Here is a 26,269-nt window from a genome sequence, read left to right as displayed (position 1 = left end):
CGCTTCCATCTTTTTTGCGCCGCTACCACCATTTCTCATTTCTCATTTCTCATTTCTAACTAAAACACAAAAGCCCGCAGGAGATCCGATCTCCTTAGCGGGCTTCCTTGCTCAAGATATGCATTTCGCCATTTATAAAGAGGTAGGGCCTCCGCGGCGGGGAAGACTTTCTGGGAATCTTCCCCGCCGCCCGGCAGACTCCTTGGATCAGTTTAGGAGGGCTTATCCGAAGGAGTGCCCTTTGCCGGATGGGGTGTCATATTATGCCGCCGGGAAGGAAAATGGGAAAACCTTCAGGGAGGAAATAATATGTTATATCAGGACCTGATGCTAGTCCGCGAGACTGTCTTGAGCCTTGGACGTTGTGACCTTGCTGGGATCTAAATCTTCGTATTCTTCGTATGCTTTACCAGTTTTGAGATGGTCGAAATATTTAGCTGTCTCTCTTACGACGACGCCGGAGAGAGCCAGAAGGGCGATCAGGTTTGGAATAGCCATGAGACCATTGACGATATCCGCCAGGACCCAGATGGCTTCAAGTTTCAGGAATGCGCCGCTTGCGACGAGGATGATGAAGATGATGCGATAGGGAAGGACGCCCTTCGTGCCGCAGAGATAGATCATGCAGCGTTCCCCATAGTAGTTCCATCCGAGGATGGTGGTGAAAGCGAAGAGGATCAGCCCGATCATCAGCATATAGCCGCCGAATACGGGGAATGCATCTTTGAAAGCTGCATTCGTGAGTGCTGCACCGTTGAGACCATTCATCCATTCGCCGGAAACGACGATGGAAAGACCGGTCAGCGTGCAGATGATGATGGTATCGATGAAGGTACCGGTCATAGAGATCAGACCCTGTTCTGCAGGCCATTTGGTCTTAGCGGCAGCAGCTACGATAGGAGCAGAGCCGAGGCCGGATTCATTGGAGAATACGCCTCTGGCGATACCATTTCTCATCGCGAGCATCACTGTCGCACCCAGGAAACCGCCGGCTGCTGCGCTTCCGGAGAAGGCACTGTACACGATGGTCTGAATGGCTGCAGGCACCTTGTCTGCGAAATACACAAGTACACCGATCGTAGAAATAAAGTAAATCACTGCCATAGCCGGAACGATCTTCGCAGCGGCCGATGCGATAGACTGCAGCCCGCCCAAGGTGATGGCTGCGACCAGAATGGTCAGGATGAGAGCGGTCCACATAGGATCGAGACCGATCGTCATTTTGGTGATATCGACGATGGAATTCACCTGAGCGAAAGTACCGATACCGAAGTAAGCGACCAATATGCCAAAGATGGCAAAGAGCGATCCCAGCCATTTGAACTTGGGACCCATACCATTCTTGATGTAGAACATCGGGCCGCCGGCGATCTCGCCTTTGGAGTCCACTTCACGATATTTCACCGCCAGAAGACCTTCGGCATACTTGGTGGCCATTCCGAAGAATGCGGCCATCCACATCCAGAAAATAGCGCCCGGGCCGCCGGCAGCGATCGCGGTCGCGACACCTACGATATTCCCTGTGCCTACCGTAGCAGAAAGTGCTGTGCAGAGAGCTTTGAAGGAGTCGATATCCCCGTTTCCCTTATTCTGTGCTTTGAAGATCAGTCCCAGTGCCTTCGGCAGCCGGAAGATCTGCAGGAACTTCAGACGAAGCGTCAGGAGGATACCCGTCCCTACCAGCAGTACCAAGAGCGGCGGTCCCCATACAAAACTATCGATCGCATTCAGCAATTCAAGATTCAAATCCATTTCTTTGTCTCCCTCCAGGAAAGTAAGATAAATAAAAAAGCCGGCTTTTCCAATAAAAAATAACTCTGGAAGCCGGCATTGTCTACCTGAACGATCACAGGAAGTGTGACGTTTTTTCTCTGTCCTTTTGCCTGAGAGATTGGGATCTTGCGACCCTTACACCTTCGGCGCTCTTATTATGAGACTCTCCAGAGTGTGTCCACATGCGGTACTACCTCTTTCGAGATACCTGAGAGTGTTACTCCTTCGGTAAGCCTTACGGCTTTCTCCCACATGTTTCATCCACCAATATGAATTTGATGTTTGCATTATAAGGCCCTTGCTTTCATTTTGCAAGAGGAAATTTTCGTTTTTATTATTTTTTTATAATTGACTATGGGTATAGTTTTGGGAGGCTAGGAGTGGCTGATGACTGGTAGCTAGGGATTAGTGACTAGGGATTAGGAGTCTCAAGTGACTAGTGACTAGGGACTGGTGACCGGAATGCCCGTCCATGGCATCGCCATTATTTATACTCCGCGGCGCTTCCTAATTGTATGCGCCGCACCACCATTTCTCATTTCTAATTTCTAATTTCTCATTCACTCGAGGCTTTCAAACGCAATCAAGGAACGCTCTGCTTCATCATCTTTCCTTGTGATCTCTTTCCTTCTCCTCGTACATGCGCCGATCGGCCAGGATGCGGATATATGTGGTGTCGACAGACTCCTTCGGATACGCGGCAAAGCCTATGCTGCATCCCACGTGCAGTGTGTGATCATCAATCTGGAAGGGCTTCTCCAGCATCTCCTTCAGCCGTTTCTTGATCTCTCCTATCATATGCTCATCGAAATCCATGCTGAAGAGGATCGTGAATTCATCGCCGCCGATGCGGAATACATAGTCATTTTTACGAATGCACAGCAAGAGGCGCTTCGCCGTTTCCTGCAAGAGCTTATCCCCCATCGCGTGTCCGTAGGTATCATTGATGGGCTTGAACTGATCCAGATCCAGATACACCAGCACGAAAGGCAGCTTCTTTTTCTCTTTGTCCTGCAGCATCATCGTGAAATAGCGCTCATTGAAAAGTCCGGTCAGCCCATCGGTATTTGCTAAGTTTTCCAGTTCATGCTTCTCCCCGATATCCTGACTGATGCACATCACTTTTTCCAGCATGCCCTTTTTGTCCCAAGAGATCGGCACCACCGTCATAAGTCGGAAGACCTGTTTCTGGCGGCCACAGTACTCAAAGCGCATGAGATCATCCTTTTCTCTCAAAACGCTGACGAGATATTCTTTGGACAGCAGCTGGCTGAGCTTCATATGCTCCGCGTCCCCCGTCGCGACATATGTCCGGGAGACTTCTTCCACGAGCTTTGAAAGAGGACCCGTCTCCGGATACAGAGATTTCTTCAGCAGATTCTCCACATAATGATACTGATCCGTCTTCAGATCGGCCACGACGAAGCGATCCGCCACGCGCCCCATCCCGCCAAAGAGCTCTCGCATCATCTCTTTCTGGCTGGTGAGTATCTTCTTTTCCTGCTCTTTCTCATGCAGTCTATGTCTGGCCTCCTTGATGGTCACACCGATCATGAAAAAAGCCAGCAGGGAAAAGACAGCCGCCAGTGCAACGATCGTCGCATTCCGCACGCGCACAAGCCCTTCATCCACCACGCGGTCACGGACGATCCCCACCAATGACAGATGACCGATACCGAGCGGGCGATAGACGGTATAGTACTTCCTTCCCGCCAGAGAGAGCAGAAGACTTCCTCCCTGCTCCTCACGAATGCCTTGCGCCATCCATTTCAGGCTCCCCTTCTCTTCCGCTGCATCATGCACCTTGAAATAGGAGAGGATATTATCCACATGCTCCGGGATCTCACTCTTCGGTGCCAGGGACAGCACCACATTGCCCGCCGCATCGACGACATAGCAGTCACTTTCTCCATCGTAAATATTGCCCGTGATGAGACGCTCCACCAATTGATTGTCATAGGTAACGGCTATCCCCATGTAATCGGTCCCATCAATCGTTACAGGTTCTTTGAAAGGCACGGCAAAGACGACCCGACGCACGCCACTCGTCGACACATAGCTCGAGATGATCGGCTTCCCTGCCTCGTAAACATTTTTGACGGCCGCTTGGAAGCTGTCCGTCTGCCCCCTGAGGCCACGATCCGTCACATAATTGCCTGCCTGATCGAAAAGATAGAAATCTCTGTACATCCACTGGCTTCGCTCCCCGAGAAGCACCTTCCATTGCTCATTCGTCCTGTATTCCGCAGGCAACAGCTGGATATTTTTTTCATAGACCGAGAGAATATTCCAATTGCGCTGTGTGAACAGACGAAACGAAGTTCCCACTTGGGTATAGGTCGCACGCAGACTGTCGGTACTTTCCTGATAGATCATGTCCTGGGTATAGCGATAATAGGAATGTATACCGCCCCATCCCAACAAAGTAATGATCGCCAGAACGGCCGCCTTTTTGTACGCCTGATGCATGAGATCTTCCCCTTACACATAATAGACCGAAAATACCGATTAAACCGATTAAATTTCTATAAAATTATACAAAATGTAATCATTTTCGTAAAGAAGCACACCTGTGATTCTTATCATTTTATCACAAAAAAAGACGGCTGCCCCTGTCATAAGTGACAGGGGCAGCCGTGTATCTCTTATTTCCTTATCTGCTAAACACACTCTCATCCCAATGCGACATCCAGAGCCATCATTATCATGAATCCAATGGCAAAAGAGATGACCCCTACATCCGAGTGTTCACCTGCTGACATTTCAGGGATCAGCTCCTCCACCACGACATACATCATCGCCCCGGCCGCAAAAGAAAGGAGATAGGGCATCATCGGCACCACCATCGCTGTCAGAAGAATGGTGGCTACAGCGCCGATAGGCTCCACTATGCCGGAGAGCACCCCGCCGGCGAAGGAGCGCCAGCGCCCCATCCCTGCGGAATGGAGCGGCATGGAAATGATCGCGCCTTCCGGAAAATTTTGAATCGCGATCCCCAGAGAAAGCGCCATAGCCGACGCTGCCGTGATGCTCTCATGCCCGGATAAGAATCCCGCATAGACCACGCCGACAGCCATCCCTTCCGGAATGTTGTGCAGTGTCACCGCGAGCACCAGCATCGTCGTCCGCGCCAGATGACTCTTCGGCCCTTCTGCTTCCTTGGCATTCATGTGCAGATGCGGGATCGCATGGTCAAGCAGCAGCAAAAACGCCATCCCGATCCCAAAGCCGATGACCGGCGGCAGAAACGCCCAGCGGCCCATCGCTTCGCACTCATCCAGCGCAGGGATCAAAAGACTCCAGATCGAAGCCGCCACCATGACCCCGGAGGCAAATCCCGTGAGACCTCTCTCTACACCGCGGTTCATCTCGCCCTGCATGAAAAAGACACACGCTGCGCCAAGCGACGTTCCCAGAAATGGGATCAATAATCCCAAAAATGTATCTGTCATAGGCCCTCCTTATTGAAAACTATTTTCAACATCTTTATAGCGCGTCCAGAGAGCTTTGTCAAGGGATGAGGGATTAGGGGCTAGGGATTAGGAGCCTCGACTGACTGGTGACTGGTGACTAGTAGCTAGTGGCTGGTGACTTGAATACCACCTTCGGGCATCGCACCATATATGATTTGCGGCGAAGCCGCTACTACCCCCCGAACCCTGAACCTTGAAAACAGGGACGAGTAGCTAGGGATTAGGGATTGGGGATTAGGAGTGACTGGTGACTGGGATTTCTCCGGCATCGTCATCCTGAGCGGAGTGAAATGTCGGATGTTCGATCATGTAAAGGCGGAACAGTGAGAACTGAGTCGAAGGATCTGGCGCCGCACCACCATTCCTAATTTCTCATTCGCGCAAAGCTTTCATTCATAATCAGTGGACGGAGCCGCCCAAGGAGCTAACCCTGAACCTTGAAAACAGGGATGAGTGTCCAGGGAGCAGGAGTAAATGATGATGAGACCAGAACCCCCAAAGGCCCGTATCCCGAACCATTTTATGTGAATAATTGAATAACTTCATTCACTTATCCACATAAAAAACAGCCCGATACTATCGGGCTTTGTTCACATGTATTCACTTTTCTTTTCACAACTGTTCACAGGTTGTTCACATTTTGTGGATAAGTAGAAATTTTTTTCTCTACCGTCTGACAAGCCTTTCCATCTCCCGATTGATCTCCCCTGCGATCATCTGCTTGGCATTCCAGTCGCCATGCAGTCCGTCCATCGCAAGCTCTGTCGGCATGACAGGAAAGGCAGCAAAGGGCGCCGCGGTATCGATATGCTCTTCGCTTCGGATGAAAGCATTCACCGTGTCTACCGCCTCCCGCCAGTTTTCATTCGTCTTTTCTCTATAGTATTTCTCTATATTTTCTGGATTGATGGGAAGGATCGTCATCAGGATCGGCGTGATGCCATGGGCGCGGCATTTTTCCTGTATCCGCTTCAGATGCTTGATGACCTTTTCCGGATCGGCTCCCATACGCAGGTCATTGATGCCGCCCATGATCAGAAGCTGTTTCACGTGAAACGGCAGCACGTCTCGGTCAAAGCGTTTCTCCATCATCTCCGTCGTGTCGCCGCTCCTCCCCAGATTCACGGCAGGAAAGTCCAGATACGACACATAGCTGTAGGCAAGATCGGATGGACTGTGGTAGAGGTGTCCCCCGCCCTGTGTGATGCTGTCACCGAAGATCCCGATATCAAAATGCACCGCCGCCTGATTTCGTATCTTTTCCGGCAGGCTCCAGACACCGACCGGTTCTCCGTCGCTCCCTATCCCGCGGACACGCCAGTAGTATGTCCCAAGTCTTGGCTGCTCATCATAGACATTGGAAAGTGTCGTCACCTCGCTCCAGACGCGGTATCTGGAGGGACGCGCGTCATCGATATTCTCCGGATATTCCTTCGTCACTTCGACTTCATAGGATGAGGCTCCCGGATTTCCTGTATAAGAGTAGACGGGATAGAGAAGAAAGGCGCCATTCCCCCGTCCTACCGCCTTCGGATAGGGAGCATTTCTGGAAATGAGGCGCATCGTGCTCCTGACTTCCATCGGCGCTGAGAAGGGAGCTAGTCCCTCCCAGTCGGCATTGATCGGACGCACGCGCCAGTAGAGCGGCGTACCGTCCATGACAGGCGGGATACGGACAAGGATGCGGTTCATATAAATGCGGCGGTCGTGATAGACCGTTTCTTCCAGAGGCGTATTCCGATCCAGATGCTCCGGCAGTCCTTTGAAGATCTCCACTTCGTAGCGGACGGACTCCGCATTTTCCGGCCAGGAAAGAAGCAGAAGCGGATCTTCTGCCTTCCGGGCATCCTCATTTTCATAAGAGATGGCATTTTCCATCAAAACGGAGCCAAGGTCTGTCTCGGCCATGGCTGCCGTAGGGAGCGCCGCAAGAAGCAGCGCGGAGAGTAAGATATGTTTCATGGTTGTTTTCTTATTTTAAGGGTTATCCCCTGGGGCGTGCTGCCCTTTGATTTCGCACAAAAGAGGTTCAGCGGGTTCTATGGGTTCAAGAGGTTCAAAAGGGGTTGTGCGGCGCATAATAATCAGGAGTGCCGCAGAGTATAAATGGGGCGATGCCCGAAAGTCTACTGGATAGTGGATTTCCCATCTTTGTTTATCCATGAGCGCAGATGGCATGCTTACCGCTACAGGAAAAGCAGTCTCTGCCCCTTCGGGGCACTTTTTTTCGAAGGAGGGCGATCAGAGAAGCCAAATTTCTAATCCCTAATCCCTAGTCACTAATCCCTCTATCAAAAAAGCAGGCTTGCGCCTGCTCGTGATCAATCATTTCCGGGGAGGAAGTACGTCGGATCGACCGCATCGCCATGGATACGGACTTCATAGTGGCAGTGCGGGCCGGTACTGTTTCCCGTACTCCCGACAAGAGCAAGGATAGTGCCCTGCTCGACCTGCTGTCCTTCCGTGACGAGGATCGCAGAATTATGTCCATAGCGGGTCGTGATATCGCCGTCGTGCTTCACCTCGACGAGATAGCCATAGCCGTCCACCCAGCCTGCGCGAGTGACTGTACCAGAGGCCGTCGCTGAGACAGGCGCGCCATAATCGGCAGCAATATCGAGGCCTTCGTGGTAGGTGGAGCCGATGCCCCCAGGACTTGCGCGGAAGCCGTAACTGCTGGAGACCTGCCCTTTGACCGGCCAGATGTCCGGCGTCGCAGACGAGGCGGAAAGCAGCGTGGTCTGCATCCCGTAGGTCTGGTTCATCACCTGCTCACGCAGGACGATCATGGTCTTGATCTGCGCATCGAGACGCGCATCGAGCTGACGCATCGATCGCAAAAGACTGCCCGGCGTCGCATAGGAGGTACTTGCCCCCTGCTCTTTTACGGCTGCCGTTTTCGCCTTATCCGGTACGGTGGAGGCACCGCCGATGCCGCCCGTCATATTCTGCGCGGCGCCATTGCTATTGGCCTTCACCATGTCCTGCAGCTGATCGGAGAGCTTTTCTATCGTCGCTGTCTTGTCCTCCAGCGACTTCATCTTCTCCTCTGCCATTTTGAGCTGGTTCTGATAGAGCTGGTTCTGCCGGGAGAGGCTCTCCATAGACACGGCAGAGTACACCGCCGTCCCGAGGCTCGCTGCCAGAAGGAGGCCCGCTGCGATGCCTGCGATCTTCAGTTTTTTCCATTCGTCACTGTTGAAATGAAAGCTCACTTCGCCAGTGTCTGTATTTTCATTTCGTTTCATAGTTGCTTCCTTATTTCAGGTCATCCTCTCGGATGACAGGTCTCCCGTCACCGAGCGCGAGCCTTTATTTCCCGGCCGTATCAATGCGATGGTTATCCGGCTGGGACTTGGACAGGGCTTCGCCGCGCGTCTCATTCACAAGCTCCTGCGCTTCTGAAGCCATATCCGGCATCAGGGTATCCAGAGCCATATTGATGCTTTCCGCTTCTTCAGAAGAGAGAGCCTCCTTGCACTGGCCATTCACGATCTGCTTCGCATAGATGCGGGAGGTGTCGTGCCCCGCCAGCGAGGACAGGATGAAGCCGTTGTTCTTGCCGTCGAGCACGGTCAGCGAGAAGGAGAGCTTGTCGCCGGTGTCATCGAAGGCATCGTAGCGCACAAGTCCCACCTTTTGGAAGGAGGACAGCTGCATGGTCGCGAGAAGCTCCTGCTGATGCAGCATATTTTCGGAGGAACTCACCATTTCCCGAAGCTCTCTCACTTCGGTCGAGAGGCGCAGCTCGAGCGAGCCGCCGTCTTCGCCATTCATGAAATATTTGTACTTCTTGGCCAGACGGTTCAGCTTATTTCTCATGAGCAACATGTTCACGAGAAGAAGGATGAAAAGCACGATGACGATCGCACCGATGACATAAAAGATCATATTTGCACTCTGCATGATTTGTGTATATCTCCTGGGGATAGGGTTGTAGGTTAAAGGTTCAGGGTTCAGGGTTAGCCCATGGGACGGGGCGTCCCTTGATTGTGGATGAAAGCTCTGCTCGAATGAGGAATTAGGAATTAGGAATGGTGGTGGCGGCTTCGCCGAGATCCTTCGACTCAGGTCGCAGCTGTTCTGGCATTCGTTATCTCACATACGACGTTTCTCGCCGCTCAGGATGACGAAACGGGGCGATGCCCGAAAATGGAATTTAAGTCACTAGTCACTTGAGACTCCTAATCCCTAGCCACTAATCCCTAGCTACTCATCCCTGCTTTCAAACTTCAGGGTTCAGGGTTGTAGTGGCGGCTTCGCCGCAATTATATATAAGGCGATGTCCGAAGGTTTCTTAGGAAACAGGTTTCCCGTTTGAACTTTTCTGACATGATTCGTTTGACCGCAAACGGAAAAGATTTCCCGCTTCGCTCGAAATGACGATACGAGAGAGTCTGATGTCTCTTAGTCACTAGTCACTACATCCTACCTTTTCCCATTTAAAAATTCCGTGATTCGCTCAAATTCTTCATCATTTTTGAAGGTGATGGAGATCGTGCCGCTATGGGCATTTTTCCCGCGCCCGAGCTTGATCGCCACGCGGCTGCCGACGGACATGCCTAGTTTTTCTTCGATGGAGCGAAGGAAGGCGTGCGTCTGCGGATCGGCGATTTCTTTTTTCTTTTTCTTCTTTTCACGGGTCAGGTCTTCGACGTGGCGGGCCGAGAGACCTTCGTCTACGATCTGTTTCGCAAGCTGGACCTGCTCTTCGCCGGACGAAAGTCCGAGGAGCGGGCGCGCCTGGCCGGTCGTGAGCTTGCCTTCGACCATGAGCTTTTTCACTTCATCGGGGAAATCCGCGAGACGGAGCATATTGGCGATGTAGGGGCGGCTTTTGCCGACCTTGGCCGCCATCTGCTCCTGCGTCAGCCCATACTGATTGATCAGCTGCTGATAGGCTTCACACTCTTCGATCGGGTTCAGGTCTTCGCGCTGCAGATTCTCGATCAGCGCCACCTCTGCCATGGATCTGTCATCATAGGCAGAAACGATCGCCGGCACCGTCTTGAGCCCTGCGAGATCCGCCGCCCGCAGACGGCGCTCGCCGGTGACGAGCTCATACTCAAAGTCGCCGTCCTTGTCACGGTAGCGCACCGTGATCGGCTGGATCAGTCCTTTTCCCTTGATGGAAGCCGCCAGATCTTCCAGCGACTTAAAATCAAACTGGCGGCGCGGCTGCCAGGGATTGGGATGGATCTTGGAAATATCCAGCTCAATGACCTTGCCCGTCTCATCCAGTGCATTTTCCAGAAGAGAGCCGAGCCCCCGTCCCAATTTTCGCTTAACCACGTTTCAATACCTCCCGGCACAGCTTCTTATACGCCTCTGCTCCCTTGGACTTGGGCGCATAGGTCAGGATCGGCTCACCGAAACTCGGAGCCTCCGATAATTTCACGGTCCTTGGAATCACTGTCTTGAAGACCTTAGAACCGAAATACGTCTTGACTTCCTCCGCCACCTGCAGCGACAGATTCGTCCGTCCGTCGAACATCGTGAGGAGGATCCCCAGGATACGGAGCGACGGATTCAGCTTGCGGCTGACGATCTGCACCGTCTTCACCAGCTGCGAAAGCCCTTCCAGTGCATAGAATTCCGCCTGGATCGGGATCAGGATCGAATCGGATGCGACAAGCGCATTGAGCGTCATCAGCCCCAGCGATGGCGGGCAGTCGATCAGGATGAAATCATAGGCATCCTTCAGCGCTTCGATCTTTTTCTTCAGGATGTGCTCCCGTCCGTCCATGGCCGACAGCTCGATATCCGCCCCCGCAAGATCGATGGAGGAAGGAAGAAGAGAGAGCTTCTTCACCGCTGTCTTGACGATGGCCTCTTCTGCGTCCGCATCATCGAGCAGCACATCATACAGATTCTTTTTGAGCTCCACATCCTTAGAGAGTCCGCTGGTGGAATTTCCCTGCGCGTCTTCGTCGATAAGAAGCGTCTTTTTCCCGCGGTCTGCCAGGTAGGCCGCCAGGTTCACCGCCGTGGTCGTCTTCCCCACGCCGCCCTTCTGATTGATAATGCTGATGATCACGCCCATAGCTTTCTTCCTTTCATCGATAGTCACTTTATTATACCATGATTGTATGGGGTTATGGGAGAAAAAATGAAGCTCTCCTGCTTCCGAAGGCCCCCGCGGAAGCGGATATGCCGGTGAGCGCTTCGCGCGGTTTTCATGGCTCACGGAAATACAGATCTCCCATTTCTGCGTTCTGAGACCATCCCTTACATGAAAAAAAAGATCGCCCGACCGCCGGACTCTCCCGATCCCCCTCCCAAGGCTTTTTTCATCAAAAAAGCGAAGCCTCTCGGCTTCGTTTTATTGATCTGCAAAGCAGCGTTTTTTCTTTTTGAAGATCGTCCCCATGATGGTGTGCAGTTCACCTAACGCATCCGGATTCAGCGTATAAAAAATATGCTTCCCATCACGACGATCAAGGACCAGACCGGACTCGACCAGCACCTTCATATCATGCGAAAGCGTCGGCTGGGTGATGGCGAAGGCTTCCTGCAGCTTATTGGCACACTGGGCATGGCAGGATAGCATGTCGACGATCTTCAACCGTTTCGGATCGGAGATGGCTTTCAAAATTTTCGCCGTATCAATGTAGATCTGTTCCATAAATGCTCCATCAGTCAGTCAAGATTCATAGAATACATTTTCTTCAATGAATTGAAATATTTCTATAAATGGTAACAGAGCAGGCATGGAATGTCAAGAAAATCATGGCATGGGCGTGACCAGCCTCTCGTGTTCTGCCAAAAGGGATAGGAAAAGACCGCTGCTCCGATCACTGGGGAAAAGCGCCGCCTTTGCTCCTTCATTTCCGGCCTGCCTACGGCTCTGGGGAAGCGCTGATTGAATCGCAGAGTCAGATTTTACAAGAATTTTTATACATAGCTTCGTCATAACCTTCCTTAAATAGCCCGCTATTCGCGTCAGGTTATTCCTTGCCATGCATAAAAATTCAAGAGTAAAATCTGACAACGATTTAATCAGTGTTTCCCTAGAAATTTTTCCTCTTCTGTTTATTATGAAAAAGTGTTATATTATAGGAAGAAATAGCAATTTCCTTGCTATAAATTGGTCGTGAGGTGATAAACATGGCAGAAGTAACTGAAAAGAGCATCATCGTCAATGGCGTCGACAAATATCTCGTCGCTGATCTGAAACGTGTTTATGGCGGCGTAAGCTACCAGGGTGAGGAATACGTATTCCTGCAGTTCCCGGTCGTCGGCGATACCGTCAGAGACTACCGTCCGGACAGCTACACCACCGCTATTATGCTCGGTGATGAAGTATTCGATGGACAGACCTTCCATTACCACATCACTCTGACCTATGATGGTCATGTCAGAGAAGTGGCTTACCTGGGTCTTGATGACGCAGGCAGACCAGACACCGTAGATGTCGAATAAGCCATAAAAAAAGAGCTCCCGCGGGAGCTCTTTTTTTATGGCTTATTCGATGAAGACGCAAGAGATACAGCCGGCTTTCGAAGAGTGCTTCAAAAACCTTCCACAGCGCCTCTTCCTCATTTTACTTCTTCATCCGGATCCCCGGCAGGAGCAAGAGGGCGCTCACGATCAGCCCGACAAAGAGCGGGTCGATCGTGAGCTTTACCACCGTCGCCGTGAGGAGTGCGGCCGCTGTACTTCCGAGCATGGAAAGGACGGCCCAGCCTCTCTTCACATGCCCCGGCCAGAAAACAGCGAGCGTCAGGGGCAGGAAGATCCCGCCGCCGCGAAGCGCCATGGAAATGTACGTCCAAAAAAGCACCTCACTCCCGCGATTCAGGATGGCGATGAAGCAGGCCAGAAGCATGACGAAAAGCACGGTCAGCTTATTCACCGTCAGCATCTTCCGGTCATCGGTCATGCGACAGAGCGGCACGATCATATCGCGTGTGATCATCGTACCGATGCCGAGCGTGAGCCCGCCGATCCCGCCGATCAGCGACAGGATGATGCCGCCCATGGCCAGACCTCCGAGGAGCGGATGTACCTCATTGATGAGGTAGGTCGGAAGCACCATGATCGGCTGTATATCCGGATACAAAGTCTGCATATAGAGGCCGACCGCGACAGAAGGCAGACCAACGGGAATGACGATGGCTGCCGCTAAAAAGCAGCCTGCCGATGCAGTGGACGGCGTATCCGCAGAGAAAATGCACTGGATATATGTCTGCGTACAGAGTACCCCCACGAGGACGGAAAAAAGATTCGCCAGCGCAGGCTCTGCGCCGCGCCCGAAGAGGGAAAATTGAGCAGCGGGAAACTGACTCCACGCAGCAGTCTCATGGACCGTCTGAAAGGCTTCCCATCCTGCAATGAAGAGAGCCACCCAGATGATCCCCATTTTCAGCATACCGCCGATCCCCGCTGATTTCATCCCGCCAAAGAATGTATAGGCAGCGACCAAAAGGATCAGAAGCGCAGAAGCGGTATACGCATCGACGTGAAAGACCTCTGCTACGATCTCTATCCCCGGCAGACAGCTCGCCACCGCAGAAAAAAGGATACCGATGGAGGAAATCACCGAAGAAAGCTCCTCCGCCTTCTTCCCGTAGTGCATCGCCAGAAACTGCGGGATCGTCTCAAGCCCCGTGCCGCGCATTTTCTTTGCATAAAAAAGCCCCATGATGATGAAGGCGATACCGCTCCCCAGTGTGAACCACCACGCGGAAAGGCCAAAATGATACGCCAGTTGCGCCGTCCCCACTGTAGCGCCCCCGCCGACTACCGTCCCTGCGATACTTCCTGCGACAAGCGGCGCTCCCGCTGACCGGCCGCCGACGCTGTATCCAGCCGCCGATCTCACCGACCGCGAGCTATAGATCCCGATCCCGATCACACATACGAGCGTCGCGATGATGATCCCCATGTGCATCATGGTCAAATGCATATCGATTCCTTCTTTCCTTCTTATTCTTTATTTCGTAAAGCCCATTATAGCAGAATGGAAAGGGGGATTCTAGAATAGGGAAAAGGGTTCAGGGCTAGCCCATAGGGCGTGATGTCCATTGATTACGGATGAAAGCTCTGCTCGAATAAGGAATTAGAAATGAGAAATGAAGGTGACGGCTTCGCCGAAAATATATGAGGCGATGCCCGAAAGTAGAATTCAAGTCACCAGTCACTGTGCGTCCCTAATCCCTAGCTACTAATTTCCAGTCACTACCACGAAAAAAGGAGCCCATCATGTACCAGGCAGTTCTCTTCGATATGGATGGCACGATCCTCGATACCATCACCGATCTTACGATCTGTACCAATTACGCACTTTCCCAGCTGGGAAAGCCCCATGAATTTCCCGCAGAGCTCGTGAAGCTCTGCTACGGCTGCGGCATCGAAGCCGACATGCAGAAAGCACTCGCCATGGCCGCCGGATGCGCCGGTGAAGACTTGGAATACGTAGAAAATCCTACGCCGCTTTCCTCCTACGGTCTTACAGCGCAGGACACCGCCCGCCTGCAGTCGATCTTCGTGCCCTACTACAGCGCACACTGCCACCTTCACACCACCCCCTACGACGGCATCCCCGCTCTCCTTTCCGCGCTTCGGAAAAGAGGGATCCGTACCGCCGTCGCCTCGAACAAAGACGAAGCGGATGTAGCGAAGCTCGCCGCGATGCATTTCCCCGGTCTTTTCGACGCCATCATGGGCAATTCCCCTGCCATCCACAGAAAGCCTGCGCCCGACATGCTTGATCGCATTCTTCATGACCTTTCCATTCCGAAAGAACAGGCTGTCTATATCGGTGACTCGGAAGTAGACATAGAGACAGCAAAAAACGCCGGCCTTGCCTGCATTTCCGTCACATGGGGATTTAGAAATAAAAGCTTCCTCGCCCGCCATGGCGCGACACGCATCGTAGAGAATGCAACGGAGCTGGCCATGGAATTGGGAATGAGGGAGTCATAGGTTCAGGGGCATCCCTATGGGCATGCCGCCCCTTCATTGGGGATAAAAGCTTTGCTCGAATAAGGAATGAAGGTGGCGGCTTCTCCGCAAGTATATATGAGGCGCTCGGTTGCTTTCATAAACGACGCACTTATCCGCTTTCCCCACTCTCTTTCATACCGCCAGTGCCCTATCCGCCCCTTCGGGGCACCTTCCCCTCGAGGGGAAGGCTATTAAGCTAAGCGGCAGAACGTTCTTGGCTCCCCATCGGGGGAGCTGCCTGAAGGGCTTGTGCAAGCGAACTGGATTTTTAGGAGTGAAGCGACGCGAAAATCCAGAGCGGTATTGCATGAAAGTGTTGGAATATCGATAGCATTGGACTATTCAACATAGCACGCTATACCGTTAGCACGCCCCTATTGCCTTCGGCACTTCCCCCGAAGGGGGAAGCAAGACGTTACGTAGCTAACGATTTTCTTAACTTAATAGCATTACCTAGAGGGGAAGGCTGCGATACGAGAATACCATCTTCCCAAAAAAAGGCGGCGAAGCCGCCACGAGAGCCCTAAACCTTGAACCCTGAACCAAATGAAAGCAAAGTAAAAAGGGGCTGTGAAGAAATGAGGATTCATTTCTTCACAGCTCCTTTTTTATATGTCTCACATTATTTATGTTCAAAAATATCGACGCGGCGAGCGGCAGCGTGATCCTTGCTGTCACTGTCTGCCCCTTTCACCATTTCGACCAGCTTTGTCGCATCGACGCCCTGAGAGACAGCGTATTCCTTGACGCTCTTCACGCGCTGGGCAGCGAGCTCTTTGTTGTACTCTGCACTGCCGGTCGGATCCGCACGGCCGACGAGCTTGAAGACATGGCCGGTTTCCTTGGCCTGTTTCACAAAGGCATCCAGATTCACCTTCTGGGCATTCTGAATATCCGCCGAGTCACTTTCAAAGAGGACGCTATTCAGATAGTAATCATTTTCCGCTGCCTTAGCCGGTGTTTCTGCCGGAAGCGCTTCTTCCGGAGCCTCTGTCCTCACCACGCTCACATCGCTAGGCTCATCTTCTTCGAAATCATAATTCTTCGAAGGCTCTTCCTCATAGGACATGACCGGGTCATGTCCGCCGAAGCGATACGAAACGCCTGCCAGGAATCCCTTATAAGAGACATTGCGGTCACTGTTTCCGCGGGTATTCATATAGCGATAGCCAGCCGTCAGATCCACATCACTGTCGACAGCCATGTTCACGCCGGCCTCCCACATGGAGGTCTCTTCCGTACCGAGAGCCCCTTTGGCATAGACATCGACGACGTCCGTCACAGGCTGACGGGCTACGACGCCCAGCTGGAAAATGTTGTTGGTGGCTTTGCCATTATCAAGCATCCCCGACGGATAGTCCTTCATAGCGATGCGGTTCCAACCCGCAAAGGCAGCGACCTGCGGATGCAGGGAGTACACGGCATTGAGTTCATTCATATTTCCATTCGTATGATCGGTGTGAAGGCCGGTGTACTGGTACTGCGCTGCCCATTTATCGGTGATCCCATAGCTCACGCCGCCCAGAAAATTCCATTCTCCATCCGACTTGTAGCCGGCGGTGCGAGCCGCCGAGTCCCACATGCCTGCATTGATCTCAAATTCACCCGGACGGAAGGTCGTCTGCGGGGATGCAAATGCGGTCGTAGAGATCGCAGCCAGCGCCAGCATCATAGCGATTGTCTTTTTCATGATCTTCACCTCGTAGAAAAAATCAGGGAAAGTGTCATAGGATATTGGTCATATATATCTTATTATATCATTCCATGTAAAGGCGAAGGACTCGCCAGTACCGGGCGGCCCTCGGAGCGTGCTGTCCCATGATTACGTTTGAAAGCTCTGCTTGAATGAGAAATTAGGAATGAGGAATTAGGGATTAGGAGTGACTGGTGACTGGGATTCGCCGGTATCGTCATCCCGAGCGTAGCCGAGGGATCTTTACTGCACTGCGGGAATTAGCGTGTATGCGCCGAGGGAAAACGATGTCCTGGTGCTGTCTCACATCAGGCGATGAACGTTCTGCAATAAAGATTGAGGGCTACGCTCGAAATGACGATGCGCGCGAAGCGCTATCAAAACTCCGCGGCGCTTCTGATTTTTATGCGCCGCACCACCATTCCTAATCCCCAATTCCTAATCCCCAATTCCTAATCCCCAATTCCTAATCCCCAATTCCTCATCCCTAGCCACTCATCCCTAGCTACACATCCCTGCTTTCAAACTTAACCCGTGGGGCGTGCTGTCCCTTAATTGCGTGCGAAAACCTCGCTTGAATAAGAAATGAGAAATGGAGCATAAGAATGTAGAAGCGCCGCGGAGGTTTGAAACCAGCGGTTTTCTCGTATCGCAAACCTAATCCCTAGCTACTAGTCCCTAGTCACCTATCCCTAGTTTCCGCCTTTCATCATATCCTGCATTTCTTCGATCATGCCGACATTGCCGCTTTCGATGAGACGGCGGAATTCGTCGAGCTGGTTCTTGATCTCCTTCGACATTTCCGGAAATTCCGGCGCAATATCGCGCAGCGCCCTGATGACGATCTGCGAGACGACAAAGCGGGTATACCATTTATTATCCGCCGGAACGATGTACCACGGCGCAGCCTTTGTGCTGGTCGCTGTGATCATTTCGCTGTAAAGCTCCTGATAGCGGTCCCAGTAGCGGCGTTCATTGATATCTGCCATAGAGAATTTCCAATTTTTCTTCTTGTTCAGGATGCGCTCGGCCAGACGGTTGCGCTGCTCATCCTTGGAGACATGGAGAAAGATCTTGATGACATGGAAGCCATTCTCCCCCAGATAGCGCTCCCAGTCCTTGATCTGCCGGTAGCGGGTATCCCAGATATTTTTATTGACCAGATTCTGCGGCAGCTTGTCCTCTTTGATGAGGTCATGCACGCGGGTCACGATGACATCCTCATAGTGGGAACGGTTGAAGATGCCGATATCCCCGCGGCGCGGCAGCGCGCGATTGATACGCCACATGTAGTCGTGGTCCTTTTCTTCACTGTTCGGCTGCTTGAAGGAAACGACATGGACGCCATTCGGATCCAAATGTGAGAAGACATGCTTGATCGTCCCGTCCTTGCCTGCCGCATCCATCGCCTGCAGGACGATGATGAACCCATAGGTACTCTGTGCATAGAGCTTTGCCTGCAAGAGATTGATCTCTTCCAATGCTTCCGGAAAAGCAGCCGTCTTGACGGCTTCCTTGTCGATGTCGATATCGCAGGCCGTGGCGATCTTTTTGAGGTTGATCTTATCGCCTTCCTTGGCACGATAGCGGTCAATGTCGATCTTGATCTCAGGCATTTCTTTTTCCATGGTCGTTCTCTCCTTTTGATAATGATTGTTGTTATAAGTGTATTTGTTTCACGTGAAACAGGAAACGGAGCCTCGCTCCCATCCGCAAGCGGAAAGGATCTCCCGCTGACGCCCGAAATGGCGGCGCAAGAGGACCTAAGCTCTGCCGCCTTACTTCTTGATCGCCTGCTGGATTTCTTCGAGCGACTTCACATCCACAGAGGAGATGAGCTTTTTGAATTTTTCGAGCTGCTCGGCGATGTCCGGAGCTAGCGGCGGGAACTGGGGATCGATCTTCTTCAGTGCCTGCAGTGTGATCTGCGAGACGACGTATCGGGTGTACCACTTGTTATCCGCCGGAACGATATACCACGGCGCATAGTCTTTCGATGTTTTGGAGATCATTTCTCCGTAAATTTCCTGATACTGGTCCCAGTACTGGCGCTCACGCATATCTGCCATGGAGAATTTCCAGTTTTTCTGCTGGTTGAAGATGCGGTCCATGAGGCGCTTCTGCTGCTCCTCTTTGGATACATGCAGAAAGATCTTGAACATGGGGAAGCCGTTGGCTGCCAGATATTTTTCCCAGTTTGTGATCTGCTCATAACGCTCTTCCCAGATGTCCTTGTGAATGAGATTTCTCGGAAGCTGCCCCTGATGGATCAGATCATGAATGCGCGTCACGATGACGTCTTCATACTGCGAACGGTTGAAAATGCCGATATTTCCGCGCTCCGGCAGGGCTTTATTGATGCGCCACATGTAATCATGATCCTTCTCCTCACTCGTCGGCTGCTTGAAGGAGACGACCTTCACGCCGCCCGGATTGAGGCTCGCAAAGACATGGTTCACCGTACCGTCCTTGCCGGCCGCATCCATCGCCTGCAGGACGATGATGAGACCGTAGGTATTCTGGGCATAGAGCTTTTCCTGAAGCACCTTCAATTTTTCGATGGTTTCCGGAAAATATCTTTCCTTCACTTCTGCTTTCTCGATCTTCACATCGCAGGCTGTCGGGAAATCCTTCAGTGAGATCTTTTCTCCTTCTTTGACGCGATACCGATCGATATCGATCTTTCCATTCTTACTTTCCGGCATACAGATCCTTCCTTTCTGTCTGACGGGCCATATATCCGCGGAAAATCAAGCCCATTTCTTTCGCATTTGCTTTTATTATAGTGCATTTTCCCCATATGCATTTAATAAAAAAGCAATAGAGACAGTTATAGAAAATTTATTCACAAAGCCGGAAGAAGGCAGGTATAGTATAATGGAAGTAATAAGTAGCTGGTGAACAGTGACTAGGGATTAGGGATTAGGGATTAGGCTTACGATTTTCCCCAGCGCAGTAGCGCCCTACTATGAAATGAGCCTGTCAGGTTCAGATGGGACGAAAGGGGCGCACAATTCATATAGCCCCCTTATATGTATAACTTCGCCGCGCTTATCATTCTTATGCGCTGCACCAGCATTTTTTCATTTCGTATTTCACATTTCAACGGAGGCCTTTATGGACGAAGATAAGAAACCCACAGGAAAACGGTTTCGCCGGATGGAGAATATTTCCAGCGTATTTTCCTCCTCCGACCTGAACCATCGGCTCTTCGGTCACGAAGGATTCCAATTCTTCCTCTTCCAGAAGCGCTGGGAAAAGCTGGTGGGCCAGGTGATGGCGAAGGAGTCCTATGTCTCAAGCTATAAGAATGACGTGCTCTTCGTGACTGTCACGAATTCCGTCTTTCTCCAGCAGCTCTATGTCATCAAGAACGATATCCTTTCGCGCCTGTCGGAGGATGAATTCGGAAAGCGATTCACAGATATCTGCTTCATCGCCGGTCCGCGAAAGAAGAAATACCAGACCTTCACGACCTTAGATCCCATCAATCGCGCGATCGAAAAGGAGCAGCGAATGTATGACCAGCCGCTGACAGACAAGGAGACCGACTGGATCCGGCACTGGGTCAGTACGCATATAGAAAAGGAAGCTCTGCAGGCTCCCTTCTCCGATATGATGAAGGCTGTCCTTCAGATCCGAAAAGGCGAGCTCGCCGCCGGCTACCACCCATGCCCGCGCTGCGGCGCACTCACGCCGCCGGATACCTCGCTCTGCAGCAGCTGCGAACGCAAAAACCGTCAGGAAAAGCGCGCCCGCATCATCGAGCTGCTTCGAAGGAATCCGCATTTCACCTTTCAGGAGGTCACGAGCCGCTTCCCCTGTACCTATCCGCTCTATGAGTCCTGCGTGAATCAGCTGATCCACGGATATAAGGAGCGCATTTTTCATCAATTTGCCCGCCCGGATGAGAAGCGCCGCCTCCTCGCTCTCCTGACCCATCGCCCCATCGAGTCCATGACGGATCAGGAGGCGGAGGAAGCGCTGAAAAAGCTCCCCAAAAAGTCATGGTGAGAAAGGGATATGATCGGCCGTTTCCAAGCCGCCATACCCTTCCCTGCTGCGCCTATTTCCGCCAATAAAAAAAAGGAGCTGTGAAGAAATGAATCCTCATTTCTTCACAGCCCCTTTTTATTTTGCTTTCATTTGGTTCAAGGTTCAGGGTTCAGGTGGCGGCTTCGCCGCCTTTTTTTAGAAGATGGTATTCTCGTATCGCAGCCTTCCCCTCTAGGGGAAGGTGCCCCGCAGGGGCGGATAGGGTGACTATGGTATGAAAGACAGCTGGGATAAGGTTTCCCGGCTACTCCTATGAGAGCTGCAAGTCCCCCGCGGCAGATGGAACGCGAAAATGAGATGATCGTTATTTCACACCGACCTTTTTTTATTTATTTTCCATTTCTATCACAGTCCCCATGCCGACGAGTGCGGAATCGGTCCCTGTCATGAGTGTCTGGATCTTCTCTTTTTCCAGATACGCCATCAAAGCCTCCCTGCGCGCGGCATCGAGCTCGCTTCCGATGTCGTCTAAGAGCAGTACGGGATAGGAGCCCGTTTCCTCTTTGATGAATTCCATTTCCGAGAGCTTCATCGAAAGGATCGCTGTCCGCTGCTGTCCCTGCGAGCCATAGGCGGCGATGTCGAGCCCGTTCAGAAGAAACCGGAGGTCATCCCGATGCGGGCCGACAGAGGTATGCGCCAGACGGGCATCCATCTCACGATGCTGGGAAAGCATCGTCAGGTACCACTCCACCTCGGTGTGCGCCTCTTCTTCCCCCTGCTGCACATAGCGAATGGAAAGCGTCTCCTTCTCTCCCGTCAGATACCGCTCCAGCAAAGGGACCTTACGGTCCATCTTCGCGACCGTTTCCAGACGTTTTTTCACGAGGTAGGCTGCCCCCTTGGCGATCTGCATATCCCACAGATCCACTTCTGCTTTGCGTCCGGAGAGCTGCGCCTGACGGAAAGCCGCATTGCGCTGCTGCACGGCCCTGTTGTAGGAGAGGAGCGTCTCATAGTAGCGGGGAGAAACCTGTGAGATCTCCATATCCAGAAAACGGCGGCGGATGAGCGGCGCGCCTTTGATGAGCTGCAGCTCATCCGGTGTGAAGAGGACCGTCCGGAAGAGCCCTAGAAGCTCCTTGCGGCGGATCGGCGTATCATTCAGATAGAATTTCTTTCCCTTCCCGCGCACCATGCGGATCTTCAGCACATGCGAGGTCTGATGCACGCGGTAGGTCAAGAGGATCGAGCCCTCCTCCGCGCCGAGCCGGATCATGTCATTATCATTCGCCGTGCGAAAGGACTTCCCCACGGAGCTGTAATAGATGGCCTCGATGAGATTCGTCTTGCCGCAGCCATTGGGACCGGCGATGAAGGTCAGTCCCTTTCCGGGCTCTATGGTTTTATCATCCAGATTTCTGATATGGATCAGACGAAGCTTTTCGCAGTACATGGGAGATCCTTTCGTAGTTCCTGACTCGCAGTGGTTTCATTTCTTTCTCCTATTATACCCCATTTTCCCCACGAAAAAAGGCGATGTGAAGTAACGATCATCTCATTTTCGCGTTCCATCTGCCACGGGGACTTGCAGCTCTCATAGGAGTAGCCGGGAAACCTTATCCCAGCTGTCTTTCATGCCATAGTCACCCTATCCGCCCCTGCGGGTACCTTCCCCTAGAGGGGAATGCTACGATACGAGAATACCATCTTCTAAAAAAAAGGCGGCGAAGCCGCCACGAGAGCCCTGAGTCCTAGTTACCAGTCAACGCACTCCGCTTTTCTCCCTCCTTCCTTTGGAAGGAGGTGCCCCGAAGGGGCGGAGGTTGGCTGCGTGAAGCGATATTTTCACACGCGGGGATGCCAACCCCGCCTCGCTTCGCTCGTCTGCCCCTTCCAGAGGAAGGGGCGAGAATAATTCTTGATCGGGCATCGCCCCACATATAATTGCGACGAAGCCGCCACGAGAGCCCTGAACCTTGAACCCTGAACCAAATGAAAGCAAAGTAAAAAGGAGCTGTGAAGAAATGAATCCTCATTTCTTCACAGCTCCTTTTCCTTTTCCTTTTCCCTATTCGGCCTTCATCTGATACTCCCTGCCATCGATGGCAAGGACATCTCCGGGACGGATCTTCTTGCGTTTTTCATGGACAGGATTGCCATTCAGCTTCACCTGATGCCGGGCAAGGTAAGCGCCGGTCTCTCCGCCGGAGCTGATCGCATCGATCTTTTTCAAAAGCTGGTCAAGCTGGATGTAGTCTCCGTAGACGGCTATGATCTCCATCAATGTCTCCCCCTCATCGGTGTCACGACATACTGGTAGGCTTTATCTTCTTCCTGCTCTACCAGAAGCGGGCCGTTTTTCTGCAGATGCAGGATGACTGTCTCGCCCTCAGAATGCTTCAGGATATCTTCGATATAGTTGCAGTTGTAGGTGATCTTGATCGGCTCGCCTTCGAGCTTGATGGGGATCGATGTGCTGCTGCGGCCGATCGCAGGATCCTCTTCGTAAATCTCCACCGCATCCTCATGGAAGATGAAATTGATGGTATGGTAGTCCACACCGCTGGAGATCGGGCTGACGAAACGGACGGCTTCCTGAAAATCGTGAACATTGACTGTCACGAGTGCATCATGATGGGTCGGGATGACGCGGTGGTAATCCGGATATTCACCGTTGAGAAGGCTGGTAATGAAGTACGTGCTGCCAAAGGTGAAGGCGACATGGTTTTTAGACCAGGAGATCTCGACGGTGCTGTCCTCTTCGTCCGGCAGCAGGCGGACCACATCCGAAAGGATGCTGCCGGAAACGACGAAGCGTCCTTGGGCGCTTGCTTCCTCCGGCAGTGTGATCTCTTTGGCAGCTAGGCGGTGCGTATTGGTCGCTGCCATGATGAAGCGGTACTGATCGACCTCAAAGAGCACACCGGTGAAAAGCGGTTTCTGTTTGTCGGAAGCCGTGGCAAAGGAGACCTGACCAGTCATTTCTTTGAAGTCTTGGCAAGAGACTGTCGCATGATTGGTATGCTCCATTTCTTTGACTTCCGGGAAATCATTGATGTCGCGGGTCGGAAAGCGGGCAAAATAAGAGCCGCAGGTAAAGGAGACCATATTTTCCTCTTTTTTCTTTTCCATAACAATATCCCCTGCCGGCATCATGCGGATCGTGCTTTGCAGCTGGCTGGCAGCGATCACGATAATGCCTTCTTCCTCGATCATGGCCGGGCAGCTTGTTTTGATCCCGATGGTGTAATCATTGGCCTGCAGCTCGACTTTTCCGTTTTCTGCAGCAATAAAGTATCCGTTATTGGTATTGGATGTAATTTTTGCCTGTGCAGCCCGCTGTACGCGGTCGATCGCATCAGACAATTCCGTTTTGTCGAAAATGACTCTCATGGCAGCACCTCTAAAAAATAACGATGATAGATAAAAGATAGTAGTCGCCGTAGTAGGGCGGTGTGAATAAGTGAATAACTCTGTGAAAAGTGAGATTTTCTCGGATCTCGCGGTTTGTTAAAAAGGATTGAATAACTTTTTTGGGAATTCACGGTTTTCACAGTTTTTTACGAACCTGACGTTTTTCACAGTTTTTCAGCAGGATATTGGATGATGGGAAATGGGGTTGTTCACAGTGAGTGAGTGGCATGGGAGAAAGGGATACTTTACCTTATCCGCCCATGGGGTCCCTTATCCCCGCTGCTTTAAGAGCTTTCGGATCGCTTCGATAGAAGCGCGGGTCTGCGGGTCACGCTCGATGTCTTTTTCCACGCGTTCGCAGGCATAGAGGACTGTCGAGTGGTCTTTTCTATGGAAATAGTCACGCAGCGTCGGGTAGGACTCGTTCAGCTCATTGCGGCACAGGTACATGGCGATCTGGCGCGGGATGACGATCTTCTGCGGACGGCCGCGGCCGAGGAGCTTATCCTTCTTGACGCCGTAGTACTGGCAGACGGTATCGATGATGAAGTCGACGGTAAGCTCTTGTCGGTTGTCGAGGGGGATCTGGTCTTTCAGCGCATCCTTGGTGAAGGCGAGCGTGATCGTTTGTTTCTTGATCTGCGAGAAGGTGACGAGCTTATTGAAAGCCCCCTCCAGCTCACGGACATTGGTATTGATATGACTTGCGATATAGTCGACCACGTCTTTCGGGAGTGTGATATTGAGCTTTTCTGCTCTCTGCTGAAGGATGATACAGCAGATCTCATAGTCCGGCGGAGAGATCGGGGCGACGAGCCCGCTCGAGAAGCGCGTCTGCAGGCGGTCTTCGAGCTTGTCGATATCCTGCGGTGTGCGGTCGCTCGTCATGATGATATGCTTCTTCTTATCGAAGAGGTCATTGAATGTATTGAAGATCTCCATCTTCGTCGCATCCTTGGAGCCGAAGAACTGCACGTCGTCGATCAGGAGAAAGTCCAGATTTCTATACTTGGCACGGAATTTCGGCATGGTGTGATTCTGGATGGCATCGATCAGCTCATTGGTGAAAGTCTCGCTCGAGACGAAGAGGACGGAAAGCTCCGGCTTGTTTTCGTGGATGTAGTTGCAGATGGCGTGGAGCAGATGCGTCTTGCCAAGGCCGGAGGGTCCGTAGATGAAAAGAGGGTTCATTTTCTGGTCGGCCTGATCCGGATGGTCGGCCGTCTTGGCGACCGCATAAGCGGCCTGAAAGGCGATCTCGTTGCAGTTGCCATGGACGAAGGTGGAGAAGGTGTATTCTTCATTGACCGGATTCGGCAGGAAGGCATTTCTCTTCTTCGGCTCGCTGCGCACAGGCGCATCGAAGAGGGAGGTCTCTCCGAGCTCCCGGATGTCAGGGAGCGGTACCTCATCGGCCGTCATAGGCTTCAGCTTGGAAAAATCCGGCGGCATGGCTTCCTTCGGAAAGGGATCATCGATATCAGGTTCCGGGAGAGGCGCAGGCGTATTTTCATAGGGGGCATCGGCTGTCTCATGGGCCATCGGGAAGGGTGCCTCGCTCGCTGCCTGCTTTTTGGAGGCGCCGGCTTCCGGAACCGGCGGCATCGGCGCGGGCTCCGCGGGCTGGTTCATGATATCGGAGATCTCGATGGAAAGCTGCTTCCCCGTGATGTCGAAAATAATTTTTTCCAGCTTTCCTTTATATACATTTTCGATCCATGGTTTCCGCCTCTTGTTTTTGGGCGAAATCGTCAGTGTGTTTTCTGTCATGGAGATAGGAAAGACTTCGTTGGAAAACATGTCATAGTACGGGTGGTCATACTGGTCGATATAGTCCAGGATCTGATCCCATAATTGAAAGAAGTCCATAGGGTACCTCGCTTGCCATACATAGGGCAGCCGCCGTGGCTGTGACTATGTGAATGACTTTGTGAATAATTGTGAATAAGGCGTTGTCTCCGATCGGACT

20 protein-coding genes and 1 riboswitch are annotated in these 26,269 nt (G+C 52.2%); of the genes, 3 read left to right on the top strand and 17 right to left on the bottom strand.

What is annotated here, in order from left to right; genetic code table 11:
* Window positions 1–330: 330 nt before the first annotated feature.
* The 9 genes from ACGG9R_RS00100 to ACGG9R_RS00060 all read right to left on the bottom strand — a co-directional run bounded on the left by ACGG9R_RS00100 (window position 331) and on the right by ACGG9R_RS00060 (window position 11,871).
* The gene (locus ACGG9R_RS00100; protein WP_390150007.1) at window positions 331–1,752 is read right to left on the bottom strand and encodes an alanine/glycine:cation symporter family protein; all 1,422 of its coding nucleotides are present in this window, start codon (window positions 1,750–1,752) and stop codon (window positions 331–333) included.
* A gap of 109 nt (window positions 1,753–1,861) precedes the next feature.
* A riboswitch (glycine riboswitch) is annotated at window positions 1,862–1,954 on the bottom strand.
* A gap of 422 nt (window positions 1,955–2,376) precedes the next feature.
* Entirely contained in the window at window positions 2,377–4,242 is a 1,866-nt protein-coding gene (locus ACGG9R_RS00095; protein WP_390150004.1) for a sensor domain-containing diguanylate cyclase, read from the bottom strand.
* 203 nt (window positions 4,243–4,445) lie between these two features.
* Window positions 4,446–5,225: a ZIP family metal transporter gene (locus ACGG9R_RS00090; RefSeq protein ID WP_390150001.1), complete on the bottom strand. Its 780-nt coding sequence runs from the start codon at window positions 5,223–5,225 to the stop codon at window positions 4,446–4,448.
* 687 nt (window positions 5,226–5,912) lie between these two features.
* Window positions 5,913–7,208 carry an SGNH/GDSL hydrolase family protein gene (locus ACGG9R_RS00085; protein WP_390149998.1) on the bottom strand — a complete coding sequence of 432 codons (1,296 nt, stop codon included), beginning with the start codon at window positions 7,206–7,208 and terminating at the stop codon, window positions 5,913–5,915.
* Window positions 7,209–7,567: 359 nt separating this feature from the next.
* Entirely contained in the window at window positions 7,568–8,494 is a 927-nt protein-coding gene (locus tag ACGG9R_RS00080) for a M23 family metallopeptidase (RefSeq protein ID WP_390149995.1), read from the bottom strand.
* Between the two features lie 64 nt (window positions 8,495–8,558).
* Complete coding sequence (locus ACGG9R_RS00075) at window positions 8,559–9,152, bottom strand: DUF4446 family protein (protein WP_022105900.1); 594 nt, start codon at window positions 9,150–9,152, stop codon at window positions 8,559–8,561.
* A gap of 522 nt (window positions 9,153–9,674) precedes the next feature.
* Window positions 9,675–10,538 (bottom strand): ParB/RepB/Spo0J family partition protein, encoded by an 864-nt coding sequence (locus ACGG9R_RS00070; protein WP_390149991.1) that lies wholly within the window; start codon window positions 10,536–10,538, stop codon window positions 9,675–9,677.
* Entirely contained in the window at window positions 10,531–11,289 is a 759-nt protein-coding gene (locus ACGG9R_RS00065; protein ID WP_022105898.1) for a ParA family protein, read from the bottom strand. Before ACGG9R_RS00065 ends, ACGG9R_RS00070 begins: the two co-directional genes overlap by 8 nt.
* Window positions 11,290–11,568: 279 nt before the next feature.
* The gene (locus tag ACGG9R_RS00060) at window positions 11,569–11,871 is read right to left on the bottom strand and encodes a helix-turn-helix transcriptional regulator (protein WP_022105897.1); all 303 of its coding nucleotides are present in this window, start codon (window positions 11,869–11,871) and stop codon (window positions 11,569–11,571) included.
* Between the two features lie 482 nt (window positions 11,872–12,353).
* Here ACGG9R_RS00060 and ACGG9R_RS00055 point away from each other — a divergent pair, with 482 nt between their 5' ends.
* Window positions 12,354–12,668: a hypothetical protein gene (locus tag ACGG9R_RS00055; protein WP_022105896.1), complete on the top strand. Its 315-nt coding sequence runs from the start codon at window positions 12,354–12,356 to the stop codon at window positions 12,666–12,668.
* Window positions 12,669–12,789: 121 nt separating this feature from the next.
* Here ACGG9R_RS00055 and ACGG9R_RS00050 read toward each other — a convergent pair whose 3' ends face one another.
* Window positions 12,790–14,154 carry a sodium:solute symporter gene (locus tag ACGG9R_RS00050; protein ID WP_390149986.1) on the bottom strand — a complete coding sequence of 455 codons (1,365 nt, stop codon included), beginning with the start codon at window positions 14,152–14,154 and terminating at the stop codon, window positions 12,790–12,792.
* Window positions 14,155–14,450: 296 nt separating this feature from the next.
* Here ACGG9R_RS00050 and ACGG9R_RS00045 point away from each other — a divergent pair, with 296 nt between their 5' ends.
* The gene (locus ACGG9R_RS00045) at window positions 14,451–15,173 is read left to right on the top strand and encodes an HAD family hydrolase (protein WP_390149984.1); all 723 of its coding nucleotides are present in this window, start codon (window positions 14,451–14,453) and stop codon (window positions 15,171–15,173) included.
* A 643-nt stretch (window positions 15,174–15,816) separates the two neighbouring features.
* On the opposite strand, the gene ACGG9R_RS00040 is transcribed toward ACGG9R_RS00045, so the two are convergent.
* From ACGG9R_RS00040 to ACGG9R_RS00030, 3 genes are all read right to left on the bottom strand, one after another.
* Window positions 15,817–16,884 (bottom strand): OmpA family protein, encoded by a 1,068-nt coding sequence (locus ACGG9R_RS00040; protein WP_390149981.1) that lies wholly within the window; start codon window positions 16,882–16,884, stop codon window positions 15,817–15,819.
* Between the two features lie 695 nt (window positions 16,885–17,579).
* Window positions 17,580–18,515: a PPK2 family polyphosphate kinase gene (locus ACGG9R_RS00035; RefSeq protein ID WP_390149978.1), complete on the bottom strand. Its 936-nt coding sequence runs from the start codon at window positions 18,513–18,515 to the stop codon at window positions 17,580–17,582.
* Window positions 18,516–18,665: 150 nt separating this feature from the next.
* Window positions 18,666–19,592, bottom strand: coding sequence for a polyphosphate kinase 2 family protein (locus ACGG9R_RS00030; RefSeq protein WP_390149975.1), 927 nt, complete (start codon window positions 19,590–19,592; stop codon window positions 18,666–18,668).
* 412 nt (window positions 19,593–20,004) lie between these two features.
* Between ACGG9R_RS00030 and ACGG9R_RS00025 the strand changes: the two genes are divergently transcribed.
* Window positions 20,005–20,901: a DciA family protein gene (locus ACGG9R_RS00025; RefSeq protein ID WP_390149972.1), complete on the top strand. Its 897-nt coding sequence runs from the start codon at window positions 20,005–20,007 to the stop codon at window positions 20,899–20,901.
* A 367-nt stretch (window positions 20,902–21,268) separates the two neighbouring features.
* Here ACGG9R_RS00025 and recF read toward each other — a convergent pair whose 3' ends face one another.
* The 4 genes from recF to dnaA form a co-directional block, all read right to left on the bottom strand.
* The gene (gene recF / locus ACGG9R_RS00020) at window positions 21,269–22,339 is read right to left on the bottom strand and encodes a DNA replication/repair protein RecF (protein ID WP_390149969.1); all 1,071 of its coding nucleotides are present in this window, start codon (window positions 22,337–22,339) and stop codon (window positions 21,269–21,271) included.
* A 615-nt stretch (window positions 22,340–22,954) separates the two neighbouring features.
* On the bottom strand, window positions 22,955–23,167 hold the full coding sequence (locus tag ACGG9R_RS00015; RefSeq protein WP_390155010.1) for an RNA-binding S4 domain-containing protein: 213 nt from the start codon (window positions 23,165–23,167) through the stop codon (window positions 22,955–22,957).
* Window positions 23,167–24,279 carry a DNA polymerase III subunit beta gene (gene dnaN, locus ACGG9R_RS00010; RefSeq protein ID WP_390149966.1) on the bottom strand — a complete coding sequence of 371 codons (1,113 nt, stop codon included), beginning with the start codon at window positions 24,277–24,279 and terminating at the stop codon, window positions 23,167–23,169. Before dnaN ends, ACGG9R_RS00015 begins: the two co-directional genes overlap by 1 nt.
* A 291-nt stretch (window positions 24,280–24,570) precedes the next feature.
* Window positions 24,571–26,169: a chromosomal replication initiator protein DnaA gene (dnaA, locus tag ACGG9R_RS00005; protein ID WP_390149962.1), complete on the bottom strand. Its 1,599-nt coding sequence runs from the start codon at window positions 26,167–26,169 to the stop codon at window positions 24,571–24,573.
* Window positions 26,170–26,269: the final 100 nt, after the last annotated feature.

Source organism: Dialister sp. i34-0019-2H8 (assembly GCF_042846925.1).
Classification (GTDB): Bacteria; Bacillota; Negativicutes; order Veillonellales; family Dialisteraceae; genus Dialister.
This window is presented reverse-complemented; position numbering and strand designations above follow the sequence as displayed.

Coding starts and splice junctions, on each gene's coding strand:
- ACGG9R_RS00100 (WP_390150007.1), bottom strand. CDS start 1,752: ATGGATTTGAATCTTGAATTGCTGAATGCGATCGATAGTTTTGTATGG.
- ACGG9R_RS00050 (WP_390149986.1), bottom strand. CDS start 14,154: ATGCATTTGACCATGATGCACATGGGGATCATCATCGCGACGCTCGTA.
- ACGG9R_RS00065 (WP_022105898.1), bottom strand. CDS start 11,289: ATGGGCGTGATCATCAGCATTATCAATCAGAAGGGCGGCGTGGGGAAG.
- ACGG9R_RS00080 (WP_390149995.1), bottom strand. CDS start 8,494: ATGAAACGAAATGAAAATACAGACACTGGCGAAGTGAGCTTTCATTTC.
- ACGG9R_RS00085 (WP_390149998.1), bottom strand. CDS start 7,208: ATGAAACATATCTTACTCTCCGCGCTGCTTCTTGCGGCGCTCCCTACG.
- ACGG9R_RS00095 (WP_390150004.1), bottom strand. CDS start 4,242: ATGCATCAGGCGTACAAAAAGGCGGCCGTTCTGGCGATCATTACTTTG.
- ACGG9R_RS00025 (WP_390149972.1), top strand. CDS start 20,005: ATGGACGAAGATAAGAAACCCACAGGAAAACGGTTTCGCCGGATGGAG.
- dnaA (WP_390149962.1), bottom strand. CDS start 26,169: ATGGACTTCTTTCAATTATGGGATCAGATCCTGGACTATATCGACCAG.
- recF (WP_390149969.1), bottom strand. CDS start 22,339: ATGTACTGCGAAAAGCTTCGTCTGATCCATATCAGAAATCTGGATGAT.
- ACGG9R_RS00055 (WP_022105896.1), top strand. CDS start 12,354: ATGGCAGAAGTAACTGAAAAGAGCATCATCGTCAATGGCGTCGACAAA.
- ACGG9R_RS00090 (WP_390150001.1), bottom strand. CDS start 5,225: ATGACAGATACATTTTTGGGATTATTGATCCCATTTCTGGGAACGTCG.
- ACGG9R_RS00030 (WP_390149975.1), bottom strand. CDS start 19,592: ATGCCGGAAAGTAAGAATGGAAAGATCGATATCGATCGGTATCGCGTC.
- dnaN (WP_390149966.1), bottom strand. CDS start 24,279: ATGAGAGTCATTTTCGACAAAACGGAATTGTCTGATGCGATCGACCGC.
- ACGG9R_RS00075 (WP_022105900.1), bottom strand. CDS start 9,152: ATGCAGAGTGCAAATATGATCTTTTATGTCATCGGTGCGATCGTCATC.
- ACGG9R_RS00015 (WP_390155010.1), bottom strand. CDS start 23,167: ATGGAGATCATAGCCGTCTACGGAGACTACATCCAGCTTGACCAGCTT.
- ACGG9R_RS00040 (WP_390149981.1), bottom strand. CDS start 16,884: ATGAAAAAGACAATCGCTATGATGCTGGCGCTGGCTGCGATCTCTACG.
- ACGG9R_RS00060 (WP_022105897.1), bottom strand. CDS start 11,871: ATGGAACAGATCTACATTGATACGGCGAAAATTTTGAAAGCCATCTCC.
- ACGG9R_RS00045 (WP_390149984.1), top strand. CDS start 14,451: ATGTACCAGGCAGTTCTCTTCGATATGGATGGCACGATCCTCGATACC.
- ACGG9R_RS00035 (WP_390149978.1), bottom strand. CDS start 18,515: ATGGAAAAAGAAATGCCTGAGATCAAGATCGACATTGACCGCTATCGT.